Here is a 25,637-nt window from a genome sequence, read left to right as displayed (position 1 = left end):
TGCCATGCCTACTCTCCAATCCCTGCTGGCCTTTTTTGGTGTTGCTGTGCTGCTGGCGCTGTCGCCCGGGCCGGACAACCTGTTTGTGCTGATGCAATCGATCCAGCGCGGCTGGCGGGTGGGGATTGCCGTGGTGGTGGGCCTGTGCCTGGGCGTGGTGGTGCACACCGCGGCGGTGGCGCTGGGGCTGGCAGCAGTGTTTGCGGCGTCCAGCATCGCGTTCACGGTGCTCAAGTGGTGTGGCGCGGCCTACTTGGCTTATCTGGCCTGGGGCGCATGGCGGGCACCGGTGGCTGCAGAAAAATCCGGTGCTGGCGCGGCCGATAGCGCAAGCTTGCGTACCGAGATGGCGGGCAAGGACTTGCTGGTGATGGTTCGCCGGGGCGTGGTGATGAACCTCACCAACCCCAAGGTGCTGATCTTCTTCCTGGCCTTTTTGCCGCAGTTTGCCGACCCGGCCATCGGCCCGGTCGGCCCGCAGATCTTTGTCTTTGGCGCCGTGTTTATCCTGGCCGCGTTCCTGGTGTTTGGCGCCATTGCGCTGTTCTCGGGCGCCTTTGGCAATCTGCTGCTGCGCTCGCCACGCGCGCAGTTCTGGCTCAACAAGATCACCGCCGTGGTGTTTGTGGGCCTGGCGGTCAAGCTGGCGACCGCGCAGCGCTGAGGCCGTCCAACAGGGCGAAATGGCAGTTCAAGCCGCCAGGGAGGGCGGCAAGCCCAGCCCCTGGTAAATGCGCCGCATATGCGCTGCCAGCCGTTTGGATTGGGGCTGCTGGTTGTGCCAGGGCTGCACCAGGTTTTGCAAGGCCGTCCACTGGCCGCTGTGCCGCAAGGCGCTCCAGTACAGCTGGTTGAACAGGTCGCGCTGGGCGTGGCTGCCGCCGACCTCGACCAGGCGTGCAATCAAGGGCCCCAGCTGATGGGCGGCCTGGCCGTACTGGCCTTGGGCATGGGCCAGCAGGCCCTGCGCGGCGGGCAGGCAGACATCCTGCCAGGCCGTGCGCAGCCGGGGTTGGACCTGCGCATCGGCATGGCCTTGCATGCTGACCAGCAACTGCTGCGCGGCCTCCCATTGCCCGGCGCGTGCCAGGCCGTAGAGGTATTGCAGGTCCAGAAAAGGCAGCACATGGTCATGCTGGCGCTGCAGCAGGTAGGGGCTGAGCTGCTGCCAGCGCGGGCCGACATCGACGCCTTCGAGCTCCAGCCGCGCCAGCAGCGATATGGAGCCGATCTGGTCCTGCGAATAGGCCGGCACGACGCCCCAGACCTGGCTGTCATGCAGCTGCAGCGCTTCGTCATGGCGCGCATCCTCCATCAGGAACAGCGCCAGGTGCCACCAGTTGTGCGTCTGCATGAAGGAGTTGAGCCCCGTCCAGCTGCTGCTCGCGCTTTGCATGAAGGCCAGACCCTCGTCCACACGGCCTTGGGTCAGCAGCACATGGGCCAGCGCATGGTGGGCCCAGGGCTCCTTGAAGCGCAACTGCAGCGCCTGGCGCGCCGCGCGCTCGGCCTGGCCCAGCAGATGGCATTGCTCATAGGCAAAGGCCAGCATGCCGTGGAAGTAGGGGATATCGGCGCAGTGCGCCTGGGCCGCCAGCGCCATGCGCAGCATGGCGGGCGAGTCGCCCAGGTTGAAGGCATGGTAGTGCGCGAGCTTGAGCGCGGCCAGATCGCGCGGGTAGTGCTGCAGCAGTGCTTCGAGCCTTTGCGCAGCCAAGGGCGTGTCGCCATCGGCCCAGGCCTCGACGGCGGCCAGCCACTGTGCTTCGCGCTCATGGGCCTGCGCCAGCTGGGCGCGGGCACGCTGCAAAAAGGGCCGCGCCTGCCGGGCGGCCTGCGCATCTTCGGCAAATAGATGGAGCGCGGCGCACCAGGTTTGCACCAGCGGGCTGGGGTCCTGCGCTGCGATGTCCAGGATGCGCAGCACGCGCATCTCGCAGGCAACAAAGCCTTCGGCAAAGTCGTTCAGGTAGGGCAGGGCGGCTGCATCGCTGCTGACCGGGTTGCCATACAGGTCCTGCTGCGTGCCCATGCGCTGCCCTCCTTGTCTCATGCCTGGGGCGGCTGGGGCCAGGGCTTTTGCGGGCCGCGGATCTGCTCGAAAGCGCGCGACAGCTGCAACACGCCCAGGTCGTCAAAACGCGCACCGGCGATCTGCAGGCCAATAGGCAGGCCGGAGGCGGTGTAGCCGCAGTTGATGGATGCGGCCGGCTGCTCCGACATGTTGTAGGGCACGGTAAAGCCGATGTGCTCGAGCGGGCGCAAGGGGTCGTTGGTGGGCGAGGGCCATTGGGCATCGAACGCAACATGCGGCGCGACGGGCGAGATCACAAAGTCAAACGCGCTGCAGGCTTTGACGGTGGCCAGACGTACCTGGTGGAACTGTTGGCTGGCCTGGAAGACCGCGCTGCCGCTCATGCCCTCGGCGCTCTCGGCCCAGGCGCGGATATAGGGCAGCACCTTGTCGCGCTGCGCGCTGCTGAGCGCCTGCAGATCGCTCAGCGAGCGCATGCGCCAGAAGCGGTCCATGCCGTCCAGCATCGCAGGCGTCATGAAGGGCTGCATTGGCGTGATCTGCGCGCCAGCGGCTTCCAGCAGCGCTGCGGCCTGCTCGATGGCCGCGCGCACCTCGGGCTGCAGCGGCAGGCCGCAGCCGGCATCGAGCAACAGGCCAATGCGTTTTCCCCGGATAAAGTCCAAGCCGGTGGTGGCCACCGTGCTCCAGGCAATGTCCTGTGCGGGCAGGCTCATCGTGTCGCGCGCATCGGGGGCCGACAGCACCTGCATCATCAGCGCCGAATCGTCCACGCTGCGGGTCATCGGGCCTGCGGCACGGCCTTGGTAAGGCGGGTCAATAGGGATGCGGCCCAGGCTGGGCTTGAGGCTGTAGATACCGCACCAGCTGGCCGGCAGGCGCAGCGAGCCACCGATGTCGGTGCCGATGTGCAGCGGGCCGTAGCCGGCAGCCGCTGCCGCACCGCCGCCCGCGCTGGAGCCGCCCGGGCCTTTGCTCAGGTCCCAGGGGTTGCGCGCCAGCGGGTGAAAGCTCGACAGCCCCGACGACAGCATGCCGTAGTCGGGCATCGTGGTCTTGCTGAAGCAGATGGCATGGGCCTCTCGCAGGCGGGCGGCGGGCGGTGCATCGGCGGCTGCGGGCACCAGCGTGACGGCAGCGGTGCCGGCGGGCAGTGGGTCACCCTGGGTGGCGATGTTTTCCTTGATGGTCACCGGCAGGCCATCGAGAAGACCGGCGGGTGCGCCCTTGTGCCAGCGCGCTTCGCTGGCCCGTGCCTGCGCCAGTGCCTCTTCGGGCCGGTACAGGTAGGTGGCGCAGAGGTGCGGCTCCCACTGCGCGACATGGTCGATGACGGATTGCATGACATCGACAGGGGAGAGTTCTTGCTTTTGGTAGGCGGCCAGCAGCGCTGTGGCGGGCCAATCGTGCAACGCGGTCATATCGGGCAGAGGGCGGGAGTGGAGTAGGTGTTCAATGAAAAAAGCCCATCCGGGCAGAGCCGTAGATGGGCGGTGTGCTGGTTTGAAGCCTAGCGCAAGACCGGGTTCAAGCCCAGTACATGGATGACAGGTCGTTGATGAAGATCGGCATGTCCTTCCAGAGACCTCGCACGTTCTTGGCGGCAATCGTCACCCACTGCGGCTGGTACAGGTAGACGTTGGCGGCATCTTCGGCCAGCAGGCGCTGTGCCTCGCCCAGCAGGCGCGAGCGGTCGGCCGGGCGCGCTTCGAGCTTGATCTGTTCGAACAGCTTGTTGAACTTCTCGGACTTGTAGCCCCAGTAGTAATCGGGCCGGGTGTAGTTCTCCAGATCAAAAGGCTCGACATGCGAGATCAGCGACAGGTCGTAGTTCTTGTTGGTGTAGGTGCCCGAGAGCCACTGCGCCCATTCCACGTTCTGCAGCTTGACCTCGACCCCGATCTTGGCCAGTTGCGCGGCAATGATCTCGCCGCCCTGGCGCGCGTAGGGCGTGGGGGGCAGGGTCATGCTCAGGCTCAGCGGGGTCTTCACGCCGGCCTCGGCCAACAGCTTCTTGGCCTTTTCCACATCAAAGGGGTTGATGCCAGTGGTGTCCACATAGCCATAGGCGCCGGGCACATAGTGGCTGCCAATCGGCACGCCCAGGCCTTCGGCGGCGCCGGCGATGACGGCCTTGCGGTCGATGGCGGCAGACAGCGCGCGGCGCACACGCACATCGTCGAGTGGCTTGCGGCGCTCATTGATGGCGACGATGGTCTTGGCGCGTGAGCCGGAGATGACCACCTGGTAGCGCGGGTTGGTCTTGAACTGGTCGATGCCACGGGCCGAGACGCGCGGGAAGATGTCCACATCACCAGCCAGCAGCGCAGCGACTTGCGCAGCCGCATCCGAGATGAAGCGGAAGGTGGCGCGGCGGATGCGGATGCTGCCGGGGTTGCGGTACTGCGGCCAGGCCTCCAGGGTGATGGAGGCGCCCTTGCTCCAGTTGCCCAGCTTGTAGGGGCCGGTGCCGATGGGCTTGGTGGCGTTACTGTCGGCGCTCTTGGGCTCGACGATGATCGATGTGGCCTGGCCCAGCACAAACAGCAGGTCCGGGTCGATCTCCTTGTTCAGGATCACCACCGTGTGCTCGTCCACCACCTGGGCCGTCAGGTTGGCGAAGGTGCGCTTGTCCTTGTTGGTACTTTTCTCGCCGGCTGCGCGGTCAAAGGAGAACTTGACGCTGTTGGCGTTGAAGGGCTCGCCGTTGTGAAAAGTCACCCCCTTGCGCAGCTTGAAGGTGTAGCTCTTGAGATCGGGCGAGACTTCCCAGCTCTCGGCGAGCAGCGGCGAGACACTGCCGTCCGAGTTGATCTTGGTCAGCGTCTCATACAGGTTGTAGTGCGTGATCTCGGCAATCGACGAGGCGGCGCCGGCGGTTGGGTCCAGCCCTGGCGGCTCCAGCGTCATGCCCAGCACAACGGTGTCTTTCTTGGCCTGTGCCTGGGCGATGCCAGGCAGCCACAGTGGCAGCGGTGCCAGAGTGCCTGCGGCAAGCAGGTGTCTACGGTTCAGCATCCGGGTACTCCTTGGATAGGGTTTTATTCAATTTATGGGGGAAAGCTGCGGAGTGGCGACGCCCTTGCGGAGCGCGCCGAGAAGCTCAAGCACGGTTATACAGGACTTGCGCCAATCCCTGCTGGCATGCGGTGTCGGCGTGGCCGCACCTGGGGCACGGCCTGCACCAGTTTTTGCGTATAGGGATGCTGGGCATGCTGGAACAGTTGGCTGGGCGCGCCGCGCTCGACGATCTCGCCCTGGTAGAGCACCACCACGGCGTCGCAGAGGTGGTTGATGACAGCCAAGTCGTGGCTGATGAGCAGGTAGGTGATGCCGTGCTCGCGTTGCAGGTCCTGCATCAGATTGAGCACCTGGGCCTGCACCGACACGTCCAGCGCGCTGACGGGCTCGTCGGCAATGATCAGCCGGGGCTTGGTGATCAGTGCGCGGGCGATGGCAATGCGCTGGCGCTGGCCGCCGGAGAACTCATGCGGGTACTTGTCCACATCCTGCGCGCGCAGGCCCACCTGCTGCAGCACCTGGCTGGCGCGCTCGCGCTGCTCGGCGCGCGAGGCGGTCTTTTGCGCCTGCAGCGGCTCGCTGACGATGCGCTCGACCGTCTGGCGCGGGTCGAGTGAGCCATAGGGGTCCTGGAACACCATCTGGAAATCCTTGCGCGCGCGCTGCAGTGCGGCCGCCTCCATGCGGTGCAGGTCCTGGCCCTCGAGCAGCACCTGGCCGGCGGTGGGCTGGTCGAGCGCCATCACCAGGCGCGCCAAGGTGGACTTGCCCGAGCCCGACTCGCCAACGATGCCCAGGCTCTGGCCGGCATGCAGCTCAAAGCTCACACCCTTGAGAGCCTGCACCGTGGGGGGCGCGGAAAACAGCTTTTCGCGGGGCAGGGTGTAGGTGCGCACCAGGTCGCGCACTTGCAGCAAGGGGGTGTCGTGGGGGGCTGCCGTCATGCGGGGGTCTCGTCAGGGGTCTGGGTGGCGATGGCGTAGGCCTCGGGGCGCAGGCAGTGCACCTGGTGAGTCTCCTGCGGATGGGTCGATGGCAGCGCCACGCTGGGCGGCCTTTGCACAAAGCAGGGCGGCTGGGTAAAGCTGCAGCGCCCGGCAAAGGTGCAGCCGGCGGGCAGGTCGACCAGCTCGGGCACCGAGCCGGCAATGGTGTGCAGGCGCTGGGGCTGGCCCTGGATGCGCGGCTGCATGCTGGGGCGCGCGGCCAGCAGGCCTCGGGTGTAGGGGTGGGCCATGTGCTCGAACACGGCCTCGGTGCTGCCCGATTCGACAACCGTGCCGCCATACATCACGACCATCTTGTCGACATTCTGCGAGATCACGCCCAGGTCGTGCGAGATCAGCAGCAAGGCCATCTGGCGCTCCTGCACCAGCCCGTTGATGAGATCCAGGATCTGCTGCTGGATGGTGACGTCCAGCGCCGTCGTGGGCTCATCGGCGATCAGCAGATCGGGGCCGCAGGCCAGCGCCATTGCAATCGTGATGCGCTGGCGCTGCCCGCCCGAGAACTGGTGCGGATAGGCATCAAAGCGCTGCGCCGGTTGGGCGATGCCGACGCGGTCGAGCAGCGCAATCGCCTCTTCACGGGCCTGGCGCGCGCTCCAGCCCTTGTGCAGGCGCAGCGGTTCGCTGATCTGGCGGCCAATGGTGTGCACCGGGTTGAGCGCCGTCATCGGCTCCTGGAAGATCATCGCAATGCGGTTGCCGCGCACGCTGCGCCACCAGTGGTCGGGCTGCTGCACCAGGCTTTGGCCGTCGAGCTGGGCGCTGCCGTTGACCTGGGCCGATTCGGGCAGCAGGCCCATCAAGGCCATGGCCGTGATGGACTTGCCGCAGCCCGACTCGCCAATCAGGCCCAGGGCCTGGCCGCGCTCGATCTGGAAGCTGACATCGCGCACGGCGCGGGCGGGGCCTCGGTGGGTTTGCAGCACGATTTCCAGGTGCTGTACATCGATCAGTGCCATGGCGACTCCTTAGCGCTTGCGGGCCAGACGCGGGTCAAGCAGGTCGCGCAGACCGTCGCCCAGCAGGTTGAGGCCCAGCACCGACAACGCAATCGCCACGCCCGGGAACACGGCCAAGAGCGGCGCCTGGAACATCAAGGTCTGCGCCTCGCTCAGCATGCGGCCCCAGGACGGCTGCGGCGGCTGCGTGCCCAGGCCCAGGTAGGACAGTGCGGCCTCGGCCAGGATCGCAATCGCAAAGCGGATGGTGCTCTGCACGATCAAGGTGGCCGAGATATTGGGCAGCACATGCTGCCAGGTAATGGCCCAGGCACCCTTGCCGCAGGCGCGGGCGGCGGTGACATATTCGCGCCCCCAGATGGTGTTGGCCGAGCCGCGCGCGATGCGGGCGAACATCGGGATGTTGTAGATGCCGATGGCCACAATGGCATTGATGATGCCCGGGCCGAACACAGCGGTCAGCATGATGGCCGAGAGGATGGCGGGGAAGGCCAGCGAGAAATCGGCCAGGCGCATGATGGCCTCTTCGACCCAGCCGCGTTTGGCAGCGGCCAGCAGGCCCAGCGCCGTGCCCACCACCACGCCGATGCCCACGGCAATGACGCCCACCAAAATGGAGGCGCGCGCGCCCAGCAGCAGCTGCGAGGCGACATCGCGCCCATAGGCATCGGTGCCCAGCCAGTGGGCGAGCGACGGCCCTTGCAGCTTGGCCTCCATGTTCATCTCGAAGGCCGAGTGCGGCGTCCAGACATAGGACAGGCCAGCGGCGAGCAAGAGCAGGGCCGTGAGCACCAGTCCAATCATGAAGCTGGGGTTGCGCAGGGCGCGGCGCCACAGTGCGTTGCGGGATGCCGTGTGGCCAGGCGCTGCGCTGGCAGCGGGCGTGGGCAAGGTAGGGGCGACGGAGGTAGGCGGTTGCATGGCGTGCTCAGATATCGCTGGCTTTGGTGCGGGGGTCGATCCAGGCATAGAGCAGGTCCACCACGAAATTGACGATCACCACCATGGCGGCCAGCAGCATCACGCAGTTGCGCACCACCATCAGGTCCCGGTTGGCAATGGCCTGAAAGATCAGCCGGCCCATGCCGGGCAGGTAGAACACGTTCTCGACCACGATCGTGCCGGCCATCAGTTCGGCAAACTGCAGGCCCATGACGGTGACCACCGGAACCAGCGCATTGCGCAGCACATGGCCGTAGAGCGCTGCGCGTTGCGACAGGCCCTTGGCCCGGGCGGTGCGCACAAAGTCCTCACGCAGCACCTCCAGCACCGACGAGCGCGTGATGCGCGCCAGGATGGCCGCCTGCACCACGGCCAGCGACAAGGCCGGCAGCATCAGCGACTTGAGCGCGGCCCAGGGCGAGCCGCCCGAGGCCTCGCTCCAGCCCGGAAAGCCGCCGGCCGAGAACCATTTGAGGTGCACCGAAAACAGCAGGATCAGCAAGATGGCGAACCAGAAATTGGGGATGGCAATGCCCAGCTGAGCCATGCCCATGACGCTGACATCACCGAGCTTGTTGTGGCGGCTGGCGGCATAGATGCCGGCGGCCAGCGCCACCACGGTGGTGATGGCCATCGCCATCAAGGCCAGCGGCAAGGTGAGCGCCATGCGCTCGGCAATCAGTTCGATGACAGGGGTGCCGTAGCTGTAGCTGTTGCCCAGGTCCAGGTGCACAAGGCCCCAGATCCAGTGCACATAGCGCTCCCAGGCGGGCTGGTTGAGCCCGAGCTGCTCGGCCAGTTCAGCGACTGCTTCGGGCGCGGCATCGGGCCCCATCAACATCTGGGCGGCGTTGCCCGGCAGGATCTCCAGAACGAGGAAGACGACAATCGAGGTGCCCAACAAGGTGAGCAGCAAGGTGAGTGTGCGCTTGAGAATGAAAAGACCCATGGGTAGCCGTCGTGGTTAGGAAAGGCGCGCAGACCTGCTGGTGCTTGTTGTATTTTTTCGCAGCGGCAAGCATAACGCGAACAATTCCGACACACCATACATGCTTACTCGCAGTGCCACGAGTATGGCTAAGGAGGTCGCGGGATAATGTCGCTCATGTCACACTTCTTCCCCCGTGCTGGAATCTTGGAGACGCATCCATGGCCTTGATGATTACCGATGAGTGCATCAACTGCGATGTGTGTGAGCCCGAGTGCCCCAACGATGCCATCTCGATGGGGGAGGACTACTACGAGATCGATCCGCACCGCTGCACCGAATGCGTGGGCCATTTCGATGAGCCCCAGTGCGTGCAGATCTGCCCGGTCGCCTGCATTCCGGTGCACCCCGATTTTCAGGAAGACAAGCCCACCTTGATGCAGCGCTATGTGCGCCTGCAGGCCGACAAGGGCCTGTGACTGCGGGGTGATCGGGGGGATGGGCGTGTAGCCCGGTGCGCTCAGAGGGCCTCTGGGCGTGGCGGCTTGGGGCGCTGGGGCTTGGTGGTGTGGATCTTGAGCGTGGCCTTTTCCATGTCGCCGGCCAGCAGCTCAGGCGAGGCCTGCAGCGCATGGATGATGCTGTCCTCGATCAGCTTGCGCTGGTCGGGCGCTGGCTTGCGCAGCACCCAGTTGGGCACCTCCTGCTTGTCACCGGGGTGGCCAATGCCGATGCGCAGGCGCCAGTAATCGGACGAGCCCAGCTGGGCATGGATATCGCGCAGGCCATTGTGGCCGCCGTGGCCACCGCCGCGCTTGAGCTTGACCTGGCCGGGCGGCAGATCGAGCTCATCGTGCACCACCAGAATCTCTTCGGGCTGGATCTTGAAAAAGCGTGCGAGCGCGCCGACCGACTTGCCCGACAGGTTCATGAAGGTCTGCGGCTCGAGCAGCCAGACCGACTCACCCTGCACCGAAGTACGTGCGACCAGGCCATAGTAATTGCGGTCAGGCACCAGCTGCAGGCGCAAATCCCGGGCCAGCGCATCAATCCACCAGAAGCCGGCGTTGTGGCGCGTGCCTTCGTATTCAGGGCCGGGGTTGCCGAGGCCAACAAACAGCTTGATCATGGGCGGATGGAGTGAAGTAGGGGAAGAATGAAAAAAGGCTGCATTGACCAGCAATGCAGCCTCTGGCTTGCAGACGCCAGAGGCGTCAGCAGCTTGCTGTGCGATTAAGCAGCAGGCGCTTCGCCTTCTGCAGGTTCAGCAGCAGCAGGAGCAGCCACGGACACCAGCGCAGGGTTGGTTTGTGCAGCCAGCTTCACGCCCTTGGGCAGAGCGATGTCCTTCAGGTGGACGGTCGAACCCTTTTCCAGCTTGCTCAGGTCCACCGCGATGAATTCGGGCAGGTCCTTGGGCATGCAGATCACTTGGATTTCGGTCACAACTGGGGTCACCAGGCACTTGTCGATCTTCACTGCTGGGGACTCTTCAGCACCGCTGAAGTGGACGGGCACCTTCATGGTCAGCGCGGTGTTGGCATCGACGCGTTGGAAGTCGATGTGCAGCACCAGCTGCTTGTAGGGGTGGTATTGCACGTCGCGCAGCAGCACTTGGCTCTTGGCGCCGTCCAGGTCCAGTTCCAGCACGGATGCGTGGAAAGCTTCCTTCTTGAGGGCGTACCACAGGCTGTTGTGGTCCACTTCGATCAACTGAGGCTCAGCAGCGGCACCGTAGATGATGCCAGGCGTACGGCCAGAATTACGCAGGCGGCGGCTCGCACCCGTACCTTGCTTAGCGCGCGCAAAAGCGACAACGTTCATTTTATTACTCCAATGTGGGATGAACCGCGACCAGTTCACCCGGTTAAAAAGGCCGCTACAAATTGCAGCGGCCAGCGAAAACTATCTATTTTAGCAGAAAGCAGAAAAAGGGCCTTGCGGGCCCTTTGATCAGTCGGCTTCCTGGAACAGGCTCATCACCGATTCGCCGGTGGCGATGCGGTGGATGGTCTCACCGATCAGCGGTGCCACCGACAACTGGCGAATCTTGCTGCAGTTGCGCGCTTCGGCCGACAGCGGGATGGTGTTGGTCACCACGACTTCGTCCAGAGCCGCACCGTTGCCGATACGTTCGATGGCCGGGCCCGAGAAAATGGGGTGCGTGCAGTAAGCGTAGACCTTCTTGGCGCCACGTTCCTTGAGCACTTCCGCCGCCTTCACCAAGGTGCCTGCGGTATCGATCATGTCGTCCATGATCACGCAGTTGCGGCCGTCGATGTCACCGATCACATGCATGACTTCGGAGACATTGGCCTTGGGGCGGCGCTTGTCGATGATGGCCAGATCGCAATGGAGTTGCTTGGCCAGCGCGCGTGCACGCACCACACCACCAACGTCCGGGGACACAACGATCAGGTCTTCGTAGTTCTTCTGGCGCAGATCACCCAGCAGCACAGGCGATGCATAGATGTTGTCCACCGGAATATCGAAGAAGCCCTGGATCTGGTCGGCGTGCAGGTCCATCGTCAGCACGCGGCTCACTCCAGCGGCTTGCAGCATGTTGGCCACGACCTTGGCCGTGATGGGCACGCGGGTCGAGCGAACACGGCGGTCCTGGCGGGCGTAGCCGAAATAGGGGATCACCGCGCAGATGTGCTCAGCCGATGCACGCTTCAAGGCGTCGACCATCACCAGCAGTTCCATCAGATGGTCGTTGGTGGGCGCACAGGTGGGTTGCACCACGAACACATCACGGGTACGCACGTTTTGCTTGATCTCAACGGTGACTTCACCGTCAGAGAAGCGGCCTACGTCGGCGTTACCCAGTGAGGTATGGAGGTGTTGTGCAATTTCAGAGGCAAGTTCGCGGTTGGCGTTGCCAGTGAAAACCATGAAGTCTGGATGATGGTCTTGCATAGCGTCCCAGTGGGTATGGGTTAGCTGTGTGCGTTGCTTGTACGCGGTAAGAAATATGGCAGGGGAAGAAGGATTCGAACCTTCGCATGCCGGAATCAAAATCCGGTGCCTTAACCAGCTTGGCGACTCCCCTACAAGAATTGGTGCTAAGCATCACCAATCCTTTGAAACTTTCAGTCTTGGGTCCAGCCTCTGAGAGGATGTTCCATCAGACTTGTGCAATCTTTCACTGTCCAGTCTTGTGAGAAACTGCTCTGGCAGCTATTAGCTTGCATTTTCTTCACTGCGAAAACTGCGCTACCTGAGCCCGTCATTCTAGCATGTAATCCTTGTGATTTCAAAAAGTCAGAAACTTTTTTTATCGAAGGGCACAGGCTTTCTGCGACCGGCTGCAAGTCGTTTCGACCGAAGTCAAAGTTCTCTGCAGCGAAGCTCGTCATTGTAGCAGCTTCTGAATCGCGTTTTAGGTTCGGACTTGAAAAAATAAGTTTCGTATCCAGACCCTCTTGCGGCTTCACAACTACCAGCGCGGTGTCTGCTAGTTGCTGCTCGTTTTCGAGTGGACGTATTATGTCACCGATTCCTTCGACCCAAGCCGATTTTCCAAAAATAAAAAACGGAACATCGGCGCCCAGCGTCAAGCCGATGCGCTGCAGTTCGCTGCGCGAGAGCTTCAAATCCCAGAGCTGGTTCAGGGCCAGCAAGGTGCTGGCAGCATCCGATGATCCGCCACCCATGCCCGCCTGGGCCGGCAGGTTTTTATGCACGCCAATGTGTACGCCCTGGCTGCAGCCGGTGGCCTGCTGCAAGGCCCGCGCGGCGCGGGTGATCAGGTCATCGGCGGGCAGGGGGGTGTTCAGGTCTTCGCGGCTGATCTGGCCGCCGCTGCGCAGCTCCAGGTGCAGCGTGTCGGCCCAGTCGATCAGCATGAAGACCGACTGCAGCAGGTGGTAGCCATCCGCGCGTCTGCCGGTGATGTGCAGGAACAGGTTGAGCTTGGCAGGCGCAGGAACGTCGTACAGCGTACGCATGGATCGTCTCACAAAAAAATCATGGCGCGTCGAGCACGATGCGCAGGTTGGCTTCGGGTAGCGGGTCGAGGCGGCGGGCCAGAATCTTGCCTTCGCTGCGCGCTTCCAGATCGGCCTGCCAGCCCGCGGCCACCGTGGGCTGGCCCTGCAGCCAGTCAAACAGCGCGGCAATCGGCAAGCTGGTGCCCAGCAAGGTCTGCGTCAACTCATCGAGCGAGCTGGCCTGGCGGGTTTGCGTGCCTTGCTGTGCGCTCGCCTGGCCGGGTGACCATTGCACGCGCGCAACGATATTGCCCAGCGGGTTGAGCAGCACCAGCTCGCCCGAGTCGGGGCTGCCCGACAGCTCAAAGCTGCCGCTGGTGGTTTGCGGAGGGCTGTCCAGCACCTGCACCGACATGCGGCCTGACCAGTAGGTCTTGCCCGGGGCCGCTTCGAGCTGGCGCGCAGCCGTGCTGCAGGCCGAGAGGAGGGGCAGCAGGCCGGCGCCGATGGTGGCCAGGCAGAGCTGCCTGCGCTGCACACCTATCATGGCTTGATTCCCAGGCGCTCAAAGGTCTTCTTGACCATGTCGTTATTGGGTGCGGTCTTCAGAACCGTGCGCAGCAGCTCTTCGGCGGGCCGGGTCTTGCCCTGTTTCCACCAGACTTCGGCCAGGTGGGCGCCAATCTCGGCATCGGGTTGCTTGGTGTAGGCCTGCTCCAGCAGCTCGGCGGCGCGCTCGAGGTTGCCCAGCTTGAACTCCACCCAGCCGAGGCTGTCGGTGATGAAGGGATCACCGGGCGACATGCTCAGCGCTTTCTCGATCAGGCTTTTGGCCTCATCGAGCTTGAGGCCGCGGTCGGCCAGCGAGTAGCCCAGCGCGTTGTAGGCATGGTGAAAATCGGGCCGCAGCTCGATCAGCCGGCGCAGCTGGGTCTCGGCCAGTTCCATGTTGTTCATGCGTTCAGCCAGCATGGCCTGCTCATACAGTGCATCGGGGTCTTGCGGCTGCAGCGCAACCAGGCGCCCTTGCAGCTCCAGCGCTTTCGCATAGTTCTTGGCCGTCTTTTGCAGCTGCACCTGCGCGGCCAGCTTGGCGCGCGCCTCGCCGGCATTGCCCTCGGGCAGTTGCTCCAGCAGGGCCGCTGCGGCGTCGTAGTTGCCTTGCTGCATCTGGATGGAGGCCTTGCGCAAGGTGGCCAGCGCGATATTGCCGGCCTTGGCGATCTCATCGGCCCAGCGGTCGGCCTCGGCCCATTTCTGCTGGGCCTCGGCCATCTGCTCGCGCAGCATCAGGCTTTGGATGCGCACTTCGCGCTGCAGCACGGCCGAGGGGAATTTGTCGATCAAGGTGTCGAGCTTGAGCAGCGAGACATCGGCCTCGGTGTACTGCTTGAGCTGGGCCTCCAGCGCGGCCTTCAGCATCCAGGCGTCGGCAGATTCGGGGCTCAGGCGCGTGGCATTGTCCAGCTGGGCCTTGGCCTCGGTAAAGCGCTCGGCGTTCATCAGGCTGCGTGCATAGGCCAGGTGGGCCTCGCCGCTCTTGGACTTGTCCAAAAAATCCACCACCAGCGCCTCAGCCCCGGGCACGCCGGCGTTGACCAGGTCTGCGGCCAGCTTGGCTGCGCTTTCATTGTCGGGATTGAGTTGCAGCGACCGGCGGGCGGACGCGAGCGCCTGGCTCTTCTGGTCGGCGGCCAGCTCCATACGGCCAATGGCAGCCCAGGATTCGGGGCCGGTGGCGGGGTTTTCCAGCTCGGGGGTCAGCGCTTCGCGCACAATGCGGGCGGCCAGCTCCTGGTCGCTCAGGCGCCGGTAGATGCTGGGGATGGCGCGGATCCAGTCGAGTTTTTCATCGGGCTTGGCCAGCGCGATCTCTTGCTTGAGCAGCGGGCCGGTTTCCTCGCCCTGGTTGGTCGAGAGCATCACCTGCAGCATGTAGCGGCTGGCCGCGCGCGATTGCGGAAAGGCGCTTTTCCAGGCCTGGGCCACTTGGGTGGCACGGGTGGCCGAGCGCGACAGCAGCGCCAGCTGCGCGCTGCGCTGGTAGACCTTCTCATCGCCCGAGCGGCGCGCGGCGTCGAGCAGCAACTCCACGCTGGTGGCCGCATCGCCGCGGTAGGCATACATTTCGCCCAGAAGCAGCTCGTAAAAAAGCTCCGCATCCAGCTCCACTCTGGCATCATCGGCCCGCTCGGCCGCCGCCAGAGACAGCTGACGCTGGGCTGCACCTTGCTGCGGTGCTTTGGCAGGCGCTGCAAAGGCGGGTGTCATCAGGCCAGCGGCCAGAAAATAAGCCAGTAAACGAAGTTTTTGCGTCATCGGCCCATAATAAACGATGCCCAAGGGCCTTGCAGAAGGAAGAAAGTGCCAGAGTTACCAGAAGTGGAAGTCACGCGGCGGGGATTGGTTGCGCCGCTGCAAGGCGCGCGCATTGCCTCCGTGCGCATGGGAAAACCTTTGCGCTGGCCGCTGGGCATCGATACCGCCGCCTTGGCCGGGCGCACCATCACCGAGGTGCAGCGCCGGGGCAAATACATTGTGCTGGTGCTGGACCAGGGCGTGGTGCTGATCCACCTTGGCATGTCCGGCAGCCTGCAGGTCAGCCCCATGGATGCGCCAGCGGGCCCGCATGACCATTTTGACTTGCTCACCGACCAGCACCTGCTGCGCCTGCATGACCCGCGCCGTTTTGGGGCGGTGGTCTGGTCGCCCGATGCCGACTCCGGCATGGCCGCCAAGCTGTTGTCCAATCTGGGCGTGGAGCCCTTGGGCGCCGGCTTCAACGTGGAGCACCTCTGGGCCGGGCTGCAAAAGTCGCGCACGCCGATCAAGCAGCTGCTGCTGGGCGGCCAGGTGGTCGTGGGCGTGGGCAATATCTACGCCAGCGAGGTGCTGTTCCTGGCCGGCATCTCGCCGACCAAACCGGCCAACCAGACCACGCGGCCCCAGGCGAAACGCCTGCATGCGGCGATTGTGGAGGTGCTGACCCGCTCCATTGCGCTGGGTGGCAGCACCTTGCGCGATTTTGTCCAGGTCAATGGCTATGCCGGTGCCTTCCAGGCGCAGGCCAGCGTCTATGGCCGGGCCGGAGAGCCCTGCCCGCAATGCGGCCAGCCGGTGCAGCTCATCAAGCAAGGGCAGCGCAGCACCTATTACTGCAAGCGCTGCCAGAAATAAACGCGGGCCTGGCGGGCCGCCCCAGAGCGGCCAGGCCCACCGATAACTACTCCCCCCGAGAACAGCGATTGTGAGTCGATTTTCCGAACAGATCGTGGCCTGGCAGACAGTCCACGGAAGACACCATCTGCCGTGGCAGAACACCCAGGATGCCTACCGCGTCTGGCTGTCCGAGATCATGCTGCAGCAAACCCAGGTCAGCACCGTGCTGGGCTACTACGAGCGCTTTTTGCAGCGCTGCCCCACCGTGGCCGATCTGGCTGCGGCCAGCGATGAAGAGGTGATGGCCTTGTGGAGTGGCCTGGGCTACTACAGCCGCGCGCGCAACCTGCACCGCTGTGCCCAGGAGGTGATGGAACGCTTTGGCGGCGCGTTCCCGCACACGGTCGAAGAACTCTCGTCCTTGCCCGGCATTGGCCGTTCGACCGCCGGCGCGATCGCCTCGTTCTGCTTTGCGCAGCGCGCCGCCATACTTGATGCCAACGTCAAACGGGTGCTCACCCGCGTGCTGGGCTTTGAGGACGACCTGGCCAGCAGCGCCGCCGAGAAAAAGCTCTGGGCGCTGGCCGAAGAGCTGCTGCCCACCACCGACCTGGCGCGCAATATGCCGCGCTACACGCAGGGCATGATGGACATGGGCGCCACCATCTGCACCGCCAAAAAGCCCAGCTGCCTGCTGTGCCCGGTGCACGGCGATTGCGTGGCCCACCGCCAGGGCCAGCCCGAGCGCTATCCGGTCAAGACCAAGAAACTCAAGCGCAGCGCCGCCAGCTGGTGGCTGCTGTGCTGGCAGCGGCCCGACGGTGCCATCTGGCTGGAAAAGCGCCCCGCGCCCGGCATCTGGGCCGGCCTGTTCTGCCTGCCGGTCTACGACAGTGAAGAGGCGCTGCTTGCGCAGTCGGCACAGCACGGTGATACCTCGGAGGCGGTGCATGCCCAGCCATTCCTGCATGTGCTCACCCACAAGGATCTGCACCTGCACCCGGTGCGGGTGTCCGTTTCGGGCGATGGTGTGCCCACGCCTTCGGGCCAGTGGTGCCTGCCTGCGCAGTGGCCCGATCTGGGGCTGCCCGCGCCGATTCGCAGCCTGCTGCAGCGCGGGTTTTGAGGCGGGCTCGGCTACCGGCACTGGCGTCCTTTACCGGGCTTGTCCTGCAAAGGGCGCCGCTGCACGGCGCTTAGACTGCAGCCATCTTCTTGCTTTGAAAGTACGCCATGGAGCCCACGGTTCACTCCTTCTCGTCGCTCTTCCAGCAACTGGGCCTGCCCGATGATGATGCGTCGATCCGCCAGTTCATAGAATCCCACCGCCCGCTGCCCCACAAGGTGCTGCTGGCAGATGCCGCATTCTGGTCGCCCGCGCAAGCGCGCTTCTTGCGTGAAAGCATTACCGCCGATGCCGATTGGGCGAACGTGGTCGACCAGCTCAGCGTCGCCTTGCGCGCCGAGTAATCAGCGCGGGCATCAGCTTTTTTTGGCGCTCAGCTCGCGGTGGCGCTGCAAGGTGGTCCAGCGGCCTTGAAAGTGCTGGGCCAGTGCATTGACCAGGTAGACCGAGCGGTGCTGGCCGCCGGTGCAGCCCACCGACACCGTGGCATAGCTGCGGTGATTCTTCACCAGCTCGGGCAACCAGTTGTCCAGAAAACGGATGATGTCGTTTTGCATCTGCAGCACTTTGGGCTGCTGCGCCAGGAAGTGGGCGATCGGTGCTTCCAGCCCGGTGTGCGGGCGCAACTCGGGCTCGTAGTAGGGGTTGGGCAGCATGCGCACATCGAACATGTAGTCGCTGTCGATGGGGATGCCGTGCTTGAAGCCAAAGGACTGGAACAGCAGGGTCAGGCTCGATTGCGGCGCCTGGATCCACTCCTTGATAGAGGCCTGCAGCTGGGAGCCGCGCAGGTTGCTGGTGTCGATCACATGGGCCTGCTCGCGCAGGTCGGCCAGCAGCGCGCGTTCTTCATCAATCATCTGCGCCAGCGCGCGGGGGCCTTGCTGCAGTTTTTCGTTGGTCAGCGGGTGGCGCCTGCGGGTTTCCGAAAAACGGCGCATCAGCGTGTCGCGCTGCGCATCCATGTAGATAAGTCGCACCTGGGCCCCGGCGTCGCGCAGCCGCTCGAGCTGCTCGGGCACCAGGTACAGGCCCTTGGCGCTGCGTGCATCCATCGCAATGGCCACGCGGCTGCCGTGCTGCCAGTGCTCCAGTGATACGAGTGCCTGCAGCAGTTCAGGCGGAAAGTTATCCACACAGTAGTAGCCCACGTCTTCGAGCGCATGCAGCGCCACGGATTTGCCCGAGCCGGCCATGCCGGTGATGACCACCACTTCCAGTGGCTGCGGGGCGGATGTCTTATCGGTCATTCATTCCTCCGGCAATCATCTCTTGGGCGTGGGCGCGGCTCGTGGCCGAGAGGTTTTCGCCGCCCAGCATGCGGGCAATTTCATTGACCCGCTCGTCATCGGCCACGGTACAGATATGGCTCGTGGTGCCGCTTTTGCTGCGCTGCTTGGCCACCAGCAGGTGGTGGTCGCCACGTGCGGCCACCTGGGCCAGGTGGGTGACGGCCAGCACCTGGCGGTCCCGCCCCAGTGCCCGCATCACGCGGCCCACCGCATCGGCCACCGCGCCACCAATGCCCGAGTCGATCTCGTCAAAGATCAGGGTGGGCGCCTGGCCGAGCTGGCTGGTCGATATTGCAATGGCCAGCGAGATGCGCGAGAGCTCGCCGCCCGAGGCCACCTTGGCGATTGGCTTGGGGTCGGTGCCCGGGTGGCCAGCGACCAGCAGTTCCACATCGTCGATACCATCGCTGCGCGGCTCACGTGCGGGGCTGACCTGCGCGACAAAACGGCCGCCGGCCATGCCCAGGTCCTGCATCGCTGCGGTGATCGCTTTGGACAAGCGTTTGGCCGCCTGCTGGCGCGCCTGGCTGAGCGTCGTGGCGACCTTTTGGTAGGCCTCCTGCGCCTGCTGGGCGTTCTTGGCCAGCTGCACCATATCGGAGGAGGCTTCGAGCGCCAGCAGCTCGGCATGCCAGCCCTGCAGCAGTGCGGGTAGGTCTTCGGGCGCACGCTTGTAGCGACGTGCCAGCGATATCCAGCTGCCCAGGCGCTGGTCCAGCTGCTCGAGCTTGTCCGGGTCCAGCTCGGCATGGCGCAGGTAGCCGTTGAGCGAGCGCACCACATCCTCGAGCTGGGCCAGGCACGATTCCAGCGACTCGGCCATCGCGGAGAAACCGGGCTCCACATGGGCCTGGGCCTGCAGCGCATGCAGGCTGCGGTTGACATGGGTGAGCGCGCCGCCGTCTTCGCCTTCCAGGCTGGCAATCGCGTTGTTGGCCGCATCCATCAAGGCCTGGGCATTGGACAGGCGCCCATGCTGGGTGTTGAGCTCTTCCCATTCCTGCGGTCCGGGCGCGAGCTTGTCGATTTCGGCGATCTGCCAGAGCAGGCGTTCGCGCTCGCGCTGGTGGGTTTCTTCCATGCTGCGCGCTTGCTGCAAGGCCTTGTCGGCACTGCGCCAGAGCGCATAGGCGCGCTGCGTGGGAGTGCTGTCGGTACCGGCGTAGGCGTCCAGCAGCTGGCGCACCGACTCGGGCTGGGTCAGCCCCTGCCAGGCATGCTGGCCATGGATATCGACCAAGTCGCCCGCAATGCTGCGCAGCTGCGTGGCGGTGGCGGGCACGCCATTGATCCAGAACTTGCTCTTGCCCTGCGCGTCGATCACGCGGCGCAGCAGCAGCGTTTCTTCGCCGGGCATGTCGTTGTCGGCCAGAAAGCCTTCGAGCGTGGCGGGCGTATCGAACTCGGCCATCAGCTCGGCGCGGCTGGCGCCCTGGCGCACAAAACCGGTGTCGGCACGGTGTCCCAGCACCAGCTGCAAAGCATCGATCAGGATCGATTTGCCGGCACCCGTCTCGCCGGTCAGTGCCGTGAAGCCGGGCTGGAAATCCACCTCCAGCTGCTCGACGATGACGAAATCACGCAAGCCAATGCGTCTGAGGCTCATGGCGTAATGCCCCCTTCGTTCCAGCCCAGCTTTTTGCGCAGAGTGGCGTAGTAGTTCCAGCCCCGGGGGTGCAGAAAGCGCGCCTTGTGCGGCGCGCTGCGCACCAAAATCTTGTCACCACGCAGGATGGAGGCGAGCGACTGCATGTCGAAATTGGCGGCCACATCGCGCCCGCCAATCACCTCGATCGAAATTTCCTGCGAGTCAGGAATCACACTGGGCCGGTTGGACAGCATATGCGGCGCAATCGGCGCCATCACCCAGCAGGGCACCGTCGGGTGCACGATGGGCCCGCCGACCGACAACGCATAGGCCGTCGAGCCCGTCGGCGTTGCAATGATCAAACCGTCTGCGCGCTGGTTGGCCACCAGCTGGCCATCGACCTCGACCCGCAGCTCGACCATGCCCGAGGTGCCGCCCCGGTTGACCACCACATCGTTGAAGGCCAGCGCCTCGAAGACGCATTGGCCTTCGCGCATCACGCGGGCATGGATCATCGAGCGCACTTCTTCTTCGTACTCGCCGGCCAGAATCGCCGAGAGCGGTCCCATGAAGGTCTGCAGCGGGACATCGGTCACAAAGCCCAGTCGCCCCTGGTTGATGCCGACCAGGGGCGTGTTGTACTGCGCCAGCTCGCGTCCCACGCCCAGCATGGTGCCGTCACCGCCCAGCACAATGACCAGGTCGCAGCGCTCACCGATCTCCTGCATGCTGAGTGTCGGGTAGTGTTCCATGCCGGTGAAGGCGGCGGTTTCCTTCTCCAGGAATGCAGTGCCGCCCTGGGCCTCGATATAGCAGGCGATCTGGCTGAAAGCCGCATAGGACTGCTGGCGCACCTCGGCAGTGGGCGGCGCATGGTGTTTGCCGATCAGGGCAATATGTTGGAAGCGAGACTGCATACGCAAATTACATCACCAAAGTGGCGTAATCTTTTTGAATTTCTTGAGCAGCCCCAGTTGGCGGCTGCCGCCTGCCCTGCAAAGGCGGGCTGCGCCGGTGGCCGGGACTGGGCCTGGAGCTGGCCGGGCGCCTGCAGGCAGGCACGCGGGGTAGCTACGGCTTCATTGTTGCATGGGCGCCATAAGTCGGGTGCGTGGTAGCCATCTCTGGCGTCCGGCTGCTGGCTGGAATCCTCTGGGTATCCCTGGGTCTGGCCCGAACGCGGCTGCTGGCGCCAAGGACACGGATAAAATGCGCCCATGCTCGATGACCGCGCTCGGCTGCTGCTCAAAACCTTGGTGGAACGCTATATAGCGGATGGCCACCCAGTGGGCTCGCGCGCGCTCACGCAGGCGCCCGGGCTGGACTTTTCGCCGGCCACCATCCGCAATGTGATGGCCGACCTCGAAGGCCTGGGCCTGATTGCCAGCCCCTACACCTCGGCCGGCCGCATCCCCACCGCCAAGGGCTACCGCCTGTTTGTCGACACCATGCTGACCGTAGACCCGGACCAGGTGGTGTCGGCCGAGATTGCGCCCGAGCAGCCGCAAAAGGTCATCACCAGCGCTGCTGGCGTGCTCTCGGAGCTGTCGCAGTATGTGGGCGTGGTGCAGGCGCCGCGCAAAAGCTCGTCGTTCCGCCATATCGAGTTTTTGCGCCTGTCGGAAAAGCGCATCCTGCTGATCCTGGTCTCGCCCGAAGGCGATGTGCAGAACCGGGTGATCTTCACTGAGTCGGACTACTCGCAAAGCCAGCTGATTGAGACGGCCAACTACCTCAACGCCCATTACGCCGGTTTGGCGATGGAGCAGGTGCGCCAGCTGCTGCGCAAGGAAGTGGACAGCCTGCGCGACGAGATCGCCGCACTGATGCTGGCGGCCGTGAATGTGGATGAAGACGCCCAAGAAGCACCGCATGAACTGGTGATTGCTGGCGAGCGCAACCTGCTGGCCGTCAGCGATTTCAGCAACGACATGACCAACCTGCGCCGGGCCTTTGACCTGTTCGAGCAAAAGACCCAGATCCTGCACCTGCTGGAGAACTCCAACCGCGCAGAAGGTGTGCAAATCTACATCGGTGGCGAGAGCCAGTTGCTGTCCGTCGAGGAGCTGTCGGTCGTCAGCACGCCGTACCAGGTCAACGGCAAGGTGGTCGGCACCCTGGGCGTCATCGGCCCCAAACGCATGCCCTACGAGAAGATGATCCAGATCGTTGGAATCACCTCCAAGCTCGTATCCAACGCACTGAGCCATCCGAAATAGACGCTAGAATGCACAGCTTCACTCGCCAGGGCTTCTGGCAGGTGGTGGTACCGGGGCGTTAGCTCAGTTGGTTAGAGCAGAGGACTCATAATCCTTTGGTCGCGGGTTCAAGTCCCTCACGCCCTACCAGATTCATTGGCTGCACAGCTATCATTTTTGATGCTGTGTGGCTTTTTTATTGTCGGTGGTGCGCGCGGCGTTTGGTGTATTGCCGAATGTACCCATGACAAGAAGGTCATTCTGGGCAGCAGCAGCTGCACCCTCTGTCCAGCGGCTCCACACAGCCCCTGAGTCTGGCAATGACCAACCCATGCCGGTTCATAATCATCCCCCCAACTTGTTCAAGAGTCCTCTTTCATGGTGGATAAATCCTTGCTGCAGCAGCTGGTGCTGGAGCGGCTGGCCGATGACCTGCAGCAGGTCGAGCAGGCGGTGAGTGCGGCGCATGAAGCGGCGACCCACGAGGAAAATATTGCCGAGAACAAGTACGACACCTTGGGCCTGGAGGCGGCCTACTTGGCGACGGGCCAGGCGCGGCGCGCTGAGGCCATCCACCAGGCGCTGGTCCATTGGCGGCTTTTTTGCCCGCAGCCCTATAGCGCCGGCAGGGGCATACAGCTGGGCGCGCTGGTTTGCCTGCTGGATGCGGACGAGAGACAGCAGCAGATCTTTCTTGGCCCTGAAGGGGGCAACATGAAGCTGGTCATCGGCGCTGAATCCATCCAGGTGATCAGCAGCCAAGCGCCGTTGGGCCAGGCGCTGCTGGGCAAGGCTGAGGGAGATGAGGTGACGCTGGAGGTGGCGCAGGCCAGGCAGAAGTTGGAGGTGCTATGGGTTCGTTAAGCTGGCTGAACCCTGCGCCGCGTTTGCACCAGCACCATGGCCACCGCCACCAAGCTGGACAGCAGCACCGCTGCCCAGGCGCCCAGTGCGGGCACAGGTTCGGGCGTGCCGGGGTTGGCGGTCGGGGCTGCGGTCACCGCAAAGCTTTGCTGCTTTTGAGGGGCTGCGAAATAGGCGCCATTGCCTGCCTGGTTGGCATTGACCACGCAGGTGCCCACGCTGAGAAAGCTTACCGTGTTGCCCGTGACCGAACAAATCGCAGCCGCTGAGGGATCGATGGAGAAAACAACCGGCTCGCCCGATTCACCGCCGGTGGCTGCAATATCGTAGCTGCCTCCCACAGGGGCAGGACTGGGCGGGGTGGAGTTGAAGGTGATGGACTGGGGCGTGGCGCCATCCGAGGAGCCGTTCAGGGTGATGGACTGGGTGCCAAGATTGTCGACTTCAAAGCGGAAGGCATCTGTGACAGGGCCCGCAGCAGCCGGCGCAGTGAACGTAAAGCTGATCGTACAAGGCGTGAATTGCGGATAGGGGCCTGCAGCGCAGCTGCTGTCCACGACCGTGAAGGCGGAGTTTGCAGGCGGCGTGACGCTGCTGACATTCAGTACGAATGGCGTGGGTCCCTGGTACTCCACCGTGACGCTCTGCGCTGCCGATACGCTGCCTGCCGCCGTGTTGCTGAAGTTGATGCTGCCTGGCGTGAACAGCAGGCCCTGTGCCTGCGCGGCCTGCAAGCCCAGCGCGGCAGCCACAGCGATCAGTGACTTAGCAATCCATGAAATGAATATTCTCATACCAACTCCAGATGATTGGAGTGGATGTTAGCACTTGCATACTTTTTATGTCATCGGGTATAGCCGGATGGCGTCAGCAGCACCGGGCGACAGGAAAGCGCTGTACAAGGAGGCGCTTGACAGCGCATCCGCTGAGCAATAAACGAGACAGGGGAGAGGATCGCCATGCCGCGAGGGCATATGCCTGCTTCCGGAGCACTGACCTGGCAAGGTCCATTGGAAGGACTTGGGCGGAGCGCGCAGCAAAGACGGCGAGAGCGCTTCAACGTGAAAAAAATGCCTGGCTACATGGAGAACCGCTGGCTAGCAAAAACGACCACTGGAGTGAAAACCCAGTAGGTCGCCCCACGATGAAACAAGGAACGGCGGCAATCGCTGAACCTTGGTGTTGATCATATTCGCAAATGAGAATTATTCTCATAAAAACATTTTAAGAAAAGGGCGATCAGCTTTTGGCGGCAGAACCAGCGGTTTGCAAGCCGTTGCCCGGCCCCAGCAGATCTGCCATACAAGGGGCGTAAGATGAACGCGCCTTCATGCGGGCATGACTGCCTATGCCTTTGCATGGCGGCAGCACCCCGTGCATCTGCCAGCTGGCGTGGCCTTGCCCGCGCCATGCGCTGACCTCCACGAACGGAATAGGACCTTCACCATGACCGTCAAAGCCTATGGCGCCCACGCGGGTGACCAACCCCTGCAAGCCCTGAACATCGAGCGCCGCACGCCGGGCGCCAAGGACGTGCAGATCCGCATTGCCTATTGCGGCGTCTGCCACTCGGACATCCACCAGGTGCGCTCCGAATGGGCGGGCACGCTCTACCCCTGTGTGCCCGGGCATGAGATTGTCGGCGAGGTCGCGGCAGTCGGCTCCGATGTGAGCGATTTCAAGCCCGGGGATCTGGTAGGCGTGGGCTGCATCGTCGACAGTTGCCAGCACTGTGTGGACTGCGGCATGGGGCTGGAGAACTACTGCAACCACATGGTCGGCACCTACAACGGGCCTACCGCCGATGCGCCGGGCCATACCCTGGGCGGCTATTCGCAAAGCATTGTGGTGCACCAGCGCTATGTGCTGCGGGTCAGCCATCCACCGGAACAGCTGGCCGCTGTGGCGCCGCTGCTGTGCGCCGGCATCACCACCTATTCGCCTCTGCGCCACTGGCGCGTGGGGCCCGGCCACAAGGTGGGCGTGGTGGGCATTGGCGGGCTGGGCCATATGGGCATCAAGCTGGCGCATGCGATGGGCGCGCATGTGGTGGCGTTCACCACGTCCGAATCCAAGCGCGATGCGGCCAAGGCGTTGGGCGCTGCCGAGGTGGTGGTCTCACGCCATGCCGATGAGATGGCCGCGCATGCGCAAAGCCTGGACTTCATCCTGAACACCGTTGCGGCCCCGCATGAGCTCGATCCCTTCTTCAACCTGCTCAAGCGCGATGGCACGATGACCCTGGTGGGCGCGCCCTCCACCCCGCATCCCTCGCCCGGTGTGTTTGGCCTGATCATGAAGCGGCGCAGCCTCGCCGGTTCGCTGATCGGCGGTATCCCCGAGACGCAGGAGATGCTCGATTTCTGCGCCGAGCACGGCATTGTGGCGGACATCGAGCTGATCCAGGCCGAGCAGATCAACGAGGCCTATGAGCGCATGCTGCGCGGCGATGTGGCCTACCGTTTTGTGATCGACAACGCCAGCATCTGATGTGTTGACCGCCTGATGCTCCAAAGCCAATGCAGTGCATGCCCTGGGCAAGCACTGCATTTTTCTTTGGGGGCTGCGGCGGAACTTGTGCCCCTC

Annotated in this window: 25 protein-coding genes and 2 tRNA genes; 9 read left to right on the top strand and 18 right to left on the bottom strand. The window is 64.0% G+C overall.

What is annotated here, in order from left to right:
* Positions 1-4 precede the first annotated feature (4 nt).
* The gene (locus N4T19_RS11495) at positions 5-664 is read left to right on the top strand and encodes a LysE family translocator (protein WP_116927049.1); all 660 of its coding nucleotides are present in this window, start codon (positions 5-7) and stop codon (positions 662-664) included.
* A 27-nt stretch (positions 665-691) separates the two neighbouring features.
* On the opposite strand, the gene N4T19_RS11490 is transcribed toward N4T19_RS11495, so the two are convergent.
* From N4T19_RS11490 to N4T19_RS11460, 7 genes are all read right to left on the bottom strand, one after another.
* Complete coding sequence (locus N4T19_RS11490; protein ID WP_182343433.1) at positions 692-2,032, bottom strand: tetratricopeptide repeat protein; 1,341 nt, start codon at positions 2,030-2,032, stop codon at positions 692-694.
* A 17-nt stretch (positions 2,033-2,049) separates the two neighbouring features.
* Complete coding sequence (locus N4T19_RS11485) at positions 2,050-3,456, bottom strand: amidase (protein WP_260720239.1); 1,407 nt, start codon at positions 3,454-3,456, stop codon at positions 2,050-2,052.
* Positions 3,457-3,562: 106 nt separating this feature from the next.
* The gene (locus N4T19_RS11480; RefSeq protein WP_182343431.1) at positions 3,563-5,053 is read right to left on the bottom strand and encodes an ABC transporter substrate-binding protein; all 1,491 of its coding nucleotides are present in this window, start codon (positions 5,051-5,053) and stop codon (positions 3,563-3,565) included.
* A 95-nt stretch (positions 5,054-5,148) separates the two neighbouring features.
* Positions 5,149-6,000 (bottom strand): ATP-binding cassette domain-containing protein, encoded by an 852-nt coding sequence (locus N4T19_RS11475; RefSeq protein WP_116927045.1) that lies wholly within the window; start codon positions 5,998-6,000, stop codon positions 5,149-5,151.
* Positions 5,997-7,022 carry an ABC transporter ATP-binding protein gene (locus N4T19_RS11470; RefSeq protein ID WP_182343429.1) on the bottom strand — a complete coding sequence of 342 codons (1,026 nt, stop codon included), beginning with the start codon at positions 7,020-7,022 and terminating at the stop codon, positions 5,997-5,999. The genes N4T19_RS11475 and N4T19_RS11470 overlap by 4 nt, the downstream gene beginning before the upstream one ends.
* A 9-nt stretch (positions 7,023-7,031) precedes the next feature.
* A complete protein-coding gene (locus N4T19_RS11465; protein WP_116927043.1) occupies positions 7,032-7,943 on the bottom strand; it encodes an ABC transporter permease in 912 nt (303 codons plus the stop codon).
* 7 nt (positions 7,944-7,950) lie between these two features.
* On the bottom strand, positions 7,951-8,913 hold the full coding sequence (locus tag N4T19_RS11460; RefSeq protein ID WP_116927042.1) for an ABC transporter permease: 963 nt from the start codon (positions 8,911-8,913) through the stop codon (positions 7,951-7,953).
* A 200-nt stretch (positions 8,914-9,113) separates the two neighbouring features.
* On the opposite strand from N4T19_RS11460, the gene N4T19_RS11455 reads away from it, so the two are divergent.
* A complete protein-coding gene (locus tag N4T19_RS11455; RefSeq protein WP_021025013.1) occupies positions 9,114-9,371 on the top strand; it encodes a YfhL family 4Fe-4S dicluster ferredoxin in 258 nt (85 codons plus the stop codon).
* Between the two features lie 41 nt (positions 9,372-9,412).
* Here N4T19_RS11455 and pth read toward each other — a convergent pair whose 3' ends face one another.
* The 7 genes from pth to N4T19_RS11420 form a co-directional block, all read right to left on the bottom strand.
* Positions 9,413-10,021, bottom strand: coding sequence for an aminoacyl-tRNA hydrolase (gene pth / locus N4T19_RS11450; RefSeq protein WP_116927041.1), 609 nt, complete (start codon positions 10,019-10,021; stop codon positions 9,413-9,415).
* 104 nt (positions 10,022-10,125) lie between these two features.
* Entirely contained in the window at positions 10,126-10,716 is a 591-nt protein-coding gene (locus tag N4T19_RS11445; protein ID WP_116927040.1) for a 50S ribosomal protein L25/general stress protein Ctc, read from the bottom strand.
* A 129-nt stretch (positions 10,717-10,845) separates the two neighbouring features.
* Entirely contained in the window at positions 10,846-11,811 is a 966-nt protein-coding gene (locus tag N4T19_RS11440) for a ribose-phosphate pyrophosphokinase (RefSeq protein WP_021025016.1), read from the bottom strand.
* A gap of 56 nt (positions 11,812-11,867) precedes the next feature.
* Positions 11,868-11,944 (bottom strand) — tRNA-Gln (locus N4T19_RS11435).
* Between the two features lie 40 nt (positions 11,945-11,984).
* On the bottom strand, positions 11,985-12,842 hold the full coding sequence (gene ispE / locus N4T19_RS11430) for a 4-(cytidine 5'-diphospho)-2-C-methyl-D-erythritol kinase (protein ID WP_116927039.1): 858 nt from the start codon (positions 12,840-12,842) through the stop codon (positions 11,985-11,987).
* Positions 12,843-12,861: 19 nt separating this feature from the next.
* A complete protein-coding gene (locus tag N4T19_RS11425; protein ID WP_116927038.1) occupies positions 12,862-13,371 on the bottom strand; it encodes an outer membrane lipoprotein LolB in 510 nt (169 codons plus the stop codon).
* Positions 13,368-15,143, bottom strand: a complete 1,776-nt coding sequence (locus N4T19_RS11420; protein ID WP_260720238.1) for a tetratricopeptide repeat protein — start codon at positions 15,141-15,143, stop codon at positions 13,368-13,370. Before N4T19_RS11420 ends, N4T19_RS11425 begins: the two co-directional genes overlap by 4 nt.
* A gap of 45 nt (positions 15,144-15,188) precedes the next feature.
* Here N4T19_RS11420 and mutM point away from each other — a divergent pair, with 45 nt between their 5' ends.
* From mutM to N4T19_RS11405, 3 genes are all read left to right on the top strand, one after another.
* Complete coding sequence (gene mutM / locus N4T19_RS11415; protein ID WP_182343425.1) at positions 15,189-16,001, top strand: bifunctional DNA-formamidopyrimidine glycosylase/DNA-(apurinic or apyrimidinic site) lyase; 813 nt, start codon at positions 15,189-15,191, stop codon at positions 15,999-16,001.
* Between the two features lie 67 nt (positions 16,002-16,068).
* Entirely contained in the window at positions 16,069-17,109 is a 1,041-nt protein-coding gene (gene mutY / locus N4T19_RS11410) for an A/G-specific adenine glycosylase (protein WP_182345838.1), read from the top strand.
* A gap of 107 nt (positions 17,110-17,216) precedes the next feature.
* Positions 17,217-17,453 (top strand): DUF2789 domain-containing protein, encoded by a 237-nt coding sequence (locus N4T19_RS11405; RefSeq protein ID WP_182343423.1) that lies wholly within the window; start codon positions 17,217-17,219, stop codon positions 17,451-17,453.
* A gap of 12 nt (positions 17,454-17,465) precedes the next feature.
* Here the strand turns inward: N4T19_RS11405 and rapZ are convergent, their stop codons facing one another.
* The 3 genes from rapZ to N4T19_RS11390 are packed head-to-tail and all read right to left on the bottom strand — an operon-like array spanning position 17,466 to position 20,906.
* A complete protein-coding gene (gene rapZ / locus N4T19_RS11400; RefSeq protein WP_182343421.1) occupies positions 17,466-18,359 on the bottom strand; it encodes an RNase adapter RapZ in 894 nt (297 codons plus the stop codon).
* Positions 18,349-20,007, bottom strand: a complete 1,659-nt coding sequence (gene recN / locus N4T19_RS11395) for a DNA repair protein RecN (RefSeq protein ID WP_116927032.1) — start codon at positions 20,005-20,007, stop codon at positions 18,349-18,351. Before recN ends, rapZ begins: the two co-directional genes overlap by 11 nt.
* Entirely contained in the window at positions 20,004-20,906 is a 903-nt protein-coding gene (locus N4T19_RS11390; RefSeq protein WP_116927031.1) for an NAD kinase, read from the bottom strand. The genes recN and N4T19_RS11390 overlap by 4 nt, the downstream gene beginning before the upstream one ends.
* A 300-nt stretch (positions 20,907-21,206) precedes the next feature.
* Here N4T19_RS11390 and hrcA point away from each other — a divergent pair, with 300 nt between their 5' ends.
* The 3 genes from hrcA (at position 21,207) to N4T19_RS11375 (ending at position 23,051) form a co-directional block, all read left to right on the top strand.
* Positions 21,207-22,208 (top strand): heat-inducible transcriptional repressor HrcA, encoded by a 1,002-nt coding sequence (gene hrcA / locus N4T19_RS11385; RefSeq protein WP_260720237.1) that lies wholly within the window; start codon positions 21,207-21,209, stop codon positions 22,206-22,208.
* Positions 22,209-22,260: 52 nt separating this feature from the next.
* Positions 22,261-22,337, top strand: a tRNA-Ile gene (locus tag N4T19_RS11380).
* Between the two features lie 231 nt (positions 22,338-22,568).
* The gene (locus N4T19_RS11375) at positions 22,569-23,051 is read left to right on the top strand and encodes a GreA/GreB family elongation factor (protein ID WP_182345836.1); all 483 of its coding nucleotides are present in this window, start codon (positions 22,569-22,571) and stop codon (positions 23,049-23,051) included.
* On the opposite strand, the gene N4T19_RS11370 is transcribed toward N4T19_RS11375, so the two are convergent.
* Positions 23,048-23,845 carry a hypothetical protein gene (locus N4T19_RS11370; RefSeq protein WP_260720236.1) on the bottom strand — a complete coding sequence of 266 codons (798 nt, stop codon included), beginning with the start codon at positions 23,843-23,845 and terminating at the stop codon, positions 23,048-23,050. The genes N4T19_RS11375 and N4T19_RS11370 overlap by 4 nt on opposite strands.
* A 652-nt stretch (positions 23,846-24,497) precedes the next feature.
* On the opposite strand from N4T19_RS11370, the gene N4T19_RS11365 reads away from it, so the two are divergent.
* Complete coding sequence (locus tag N4T19_RS11365) at positions 24,498-25,541, top strand: NAD(P)-dependent alcohol dehydrogenase (protein WP_182343417.1); 1,044 nt, start codon at positions 24,498-24,500, stop codon at positions 25,539-25,541.
* The last annotated feature ends 96 nt before the right edge of the window (positions 25,542-25,637 follow it).

This window comes from Comamonas squillarum, from assembly GCF_025309455.1.
Taxonomy (GTDB): Bacteria; Pseudomonadota; Gammaproteobacteria; order Burkholderiales; family Burkholderiaceae_C; genus Comamonas; species Comamonas squillarum.
The sequence above is the reverse complement of the archived record's forward strand: the minus strand, read 5'-3'. Positions and strand labels throughout refer to the sequence as shown.

Excerpts from the sequence above, each read along its gene's own strand:
- ispE (WP_116927039.1), bottom strand. The coding sequence starts at position 12,842 with ATGCGTACGCTGTACGACGTTCCTGCGCCTGCCAAGCTCAACCTGTTC.
- pth (WP_116927041.1), bottom strand. The coding sequence starts at position 10,021 with ATGATCAAGCTGTTTGTTGGCCTCGGCAACCCCGGCCCTGAATACGAA.
- N4T19_RS11475 (WP_116927045.1), bottom strand. The coding sequence starts at position 6,000 with ATGACGGCAGCCCCCCACGACACCCCCTTGCTGCAAGTGCGCGACCTG.
- N4T19_RS11455 (WP_021025013.1), top strand. The coding sequence starts at position 9,114 with ATGGCCTTGATGATTACCGATGAGTGCATCAACTGCGATGTGTGTGAG.
- N4T19_RS11425 (WP_116927038.1), bottom strand. The coding sequence starts at position 13,371 with ATGATAGGTGTGCAGCGCAGGCAGCTCTGCCTGGCCACCATCGGCGCC.
- N4T19_RS11470 (WP_182343429.1), bottom strand. The coding sequence starts at position 7,022 with ATGGCACTGATCGATGTACAGCACCTGGAAATCGTGCTGCAAACCCAC.
- N4T19_RS11495 (WP_116927049.1), top strand. The coding sequence starts at position 5 with ATGCCTACTCTCCAATCCCTGCTGGCCTTTTTTGGTGTTGCTGTGCTG.
- N4T19_RS11420 (WP_260720238.1), bottom strand. The coding sequence starts at position 15,143 with ATGACGCAAAAACTTCGTTTACTGGCTTATTTTCTGGCCGCTGGCCTG.
- N4T19_RS11460 (WP_116927042.1), bottom strand. The coding sequence starts at position 8,913 with ATGGGTCTTTTCATTCTCAAGCGCACACTCACCTTGCTGCTCACCTTG.
- hrcA (WP_260720237.1), top strand. The coding sequence starts at position 21,207 with ATGCTCGATGACCGCGCTCGGCTGCTGCTCAAAACCTTGGTGGAACGC.
- N4T19_RS11490 (WP_182343433.1), bottom strand. The coding sequence starts at position 2,032 with ATGGGCACGCAGCAGGACCTGTATGGCAACCCGGTCAGCAGCGATGCA.
- recN (WP_116927032.1), bottom strand. The coding sequence starts at position 20,007 with ATGAGCCTCAGACGCATTGGCTTGCGTGATTTCGTCATCGTCGAGCAG.
- N4T19_RS11370 (WP_260720236.1), bottom strand. The coding sequence starts at position 23,845 with ATGAGAATATTCATTTCATGGATTGCTAAGTCACTGATCGCTGTGGCT.
- N4T19_RS11390 (WP_116927031.1), bottom strand. The coding sequence starts at position 20,906 with ATGCAGTCTCGCTTCCAACATATTGCCCTGATCGGCAAACACCATGCG.
- N4T19_RS11405 (WP_182343423.1), top strand. The coding sequence starts at position 17,217 with ATGGAGCCCACGGTTCACTCCTTCTCGTCGCTCTTCCAGCAACTGGGC.
- N4T19_RS11465 (WP_116927043.1), bottom strand. The coding sequence starts at position 7,943 with ATGCAACCGCCTACCTCCGTCGCCCCTACCTTGCCCACGCCCGCTGCC.
- N4T19_RS11365 (WP_182343417.1), top strand. The coding sequence starts at position 24,498 with ATGACCGTCAAAGCCTATGGCGCCCACGCGGGTGACCAACCCCTGCAA.
- N4T19_RS11485 (WP_260720239.1), bottom strand. The coding sequence starts at position 3,456 with ATGACCGCGTTGCACGATTGGCCCGCCACAGCGCTGCTGGCCGCCTAC.
- N4T19_RS11480 (WP_182343431.1), bottom strand. The coding sequence starts at position 5,053 with ATGCTGAACCGTAGACACCTGCTTGCCGCAGGCACTCTGGCACCGCTG.
- rapZ (WP_182343421.1), bottom strand. The coding sequence starts at position 18,359 with ATGACCGATAAGACATCCGCCCCGCAGCCACTGGAAGTGGTGGTCATC.
- N4T19_RS11445 (WP_116927040.1), bottom strand. The coding sequence starts at position 10,716 with ATGAACGTTGTCGCTTTTGCGCGCGCTAAGCAAGGTACGGGTGCGAGC.
- N4T19_RS11440 (WP_021025016.1), bottom strand. The coding sequence starts at position 11,811 with ATGCAAGACCATCATCCAGACTTCATGGTTTTCACTGGCAACGCCAAC.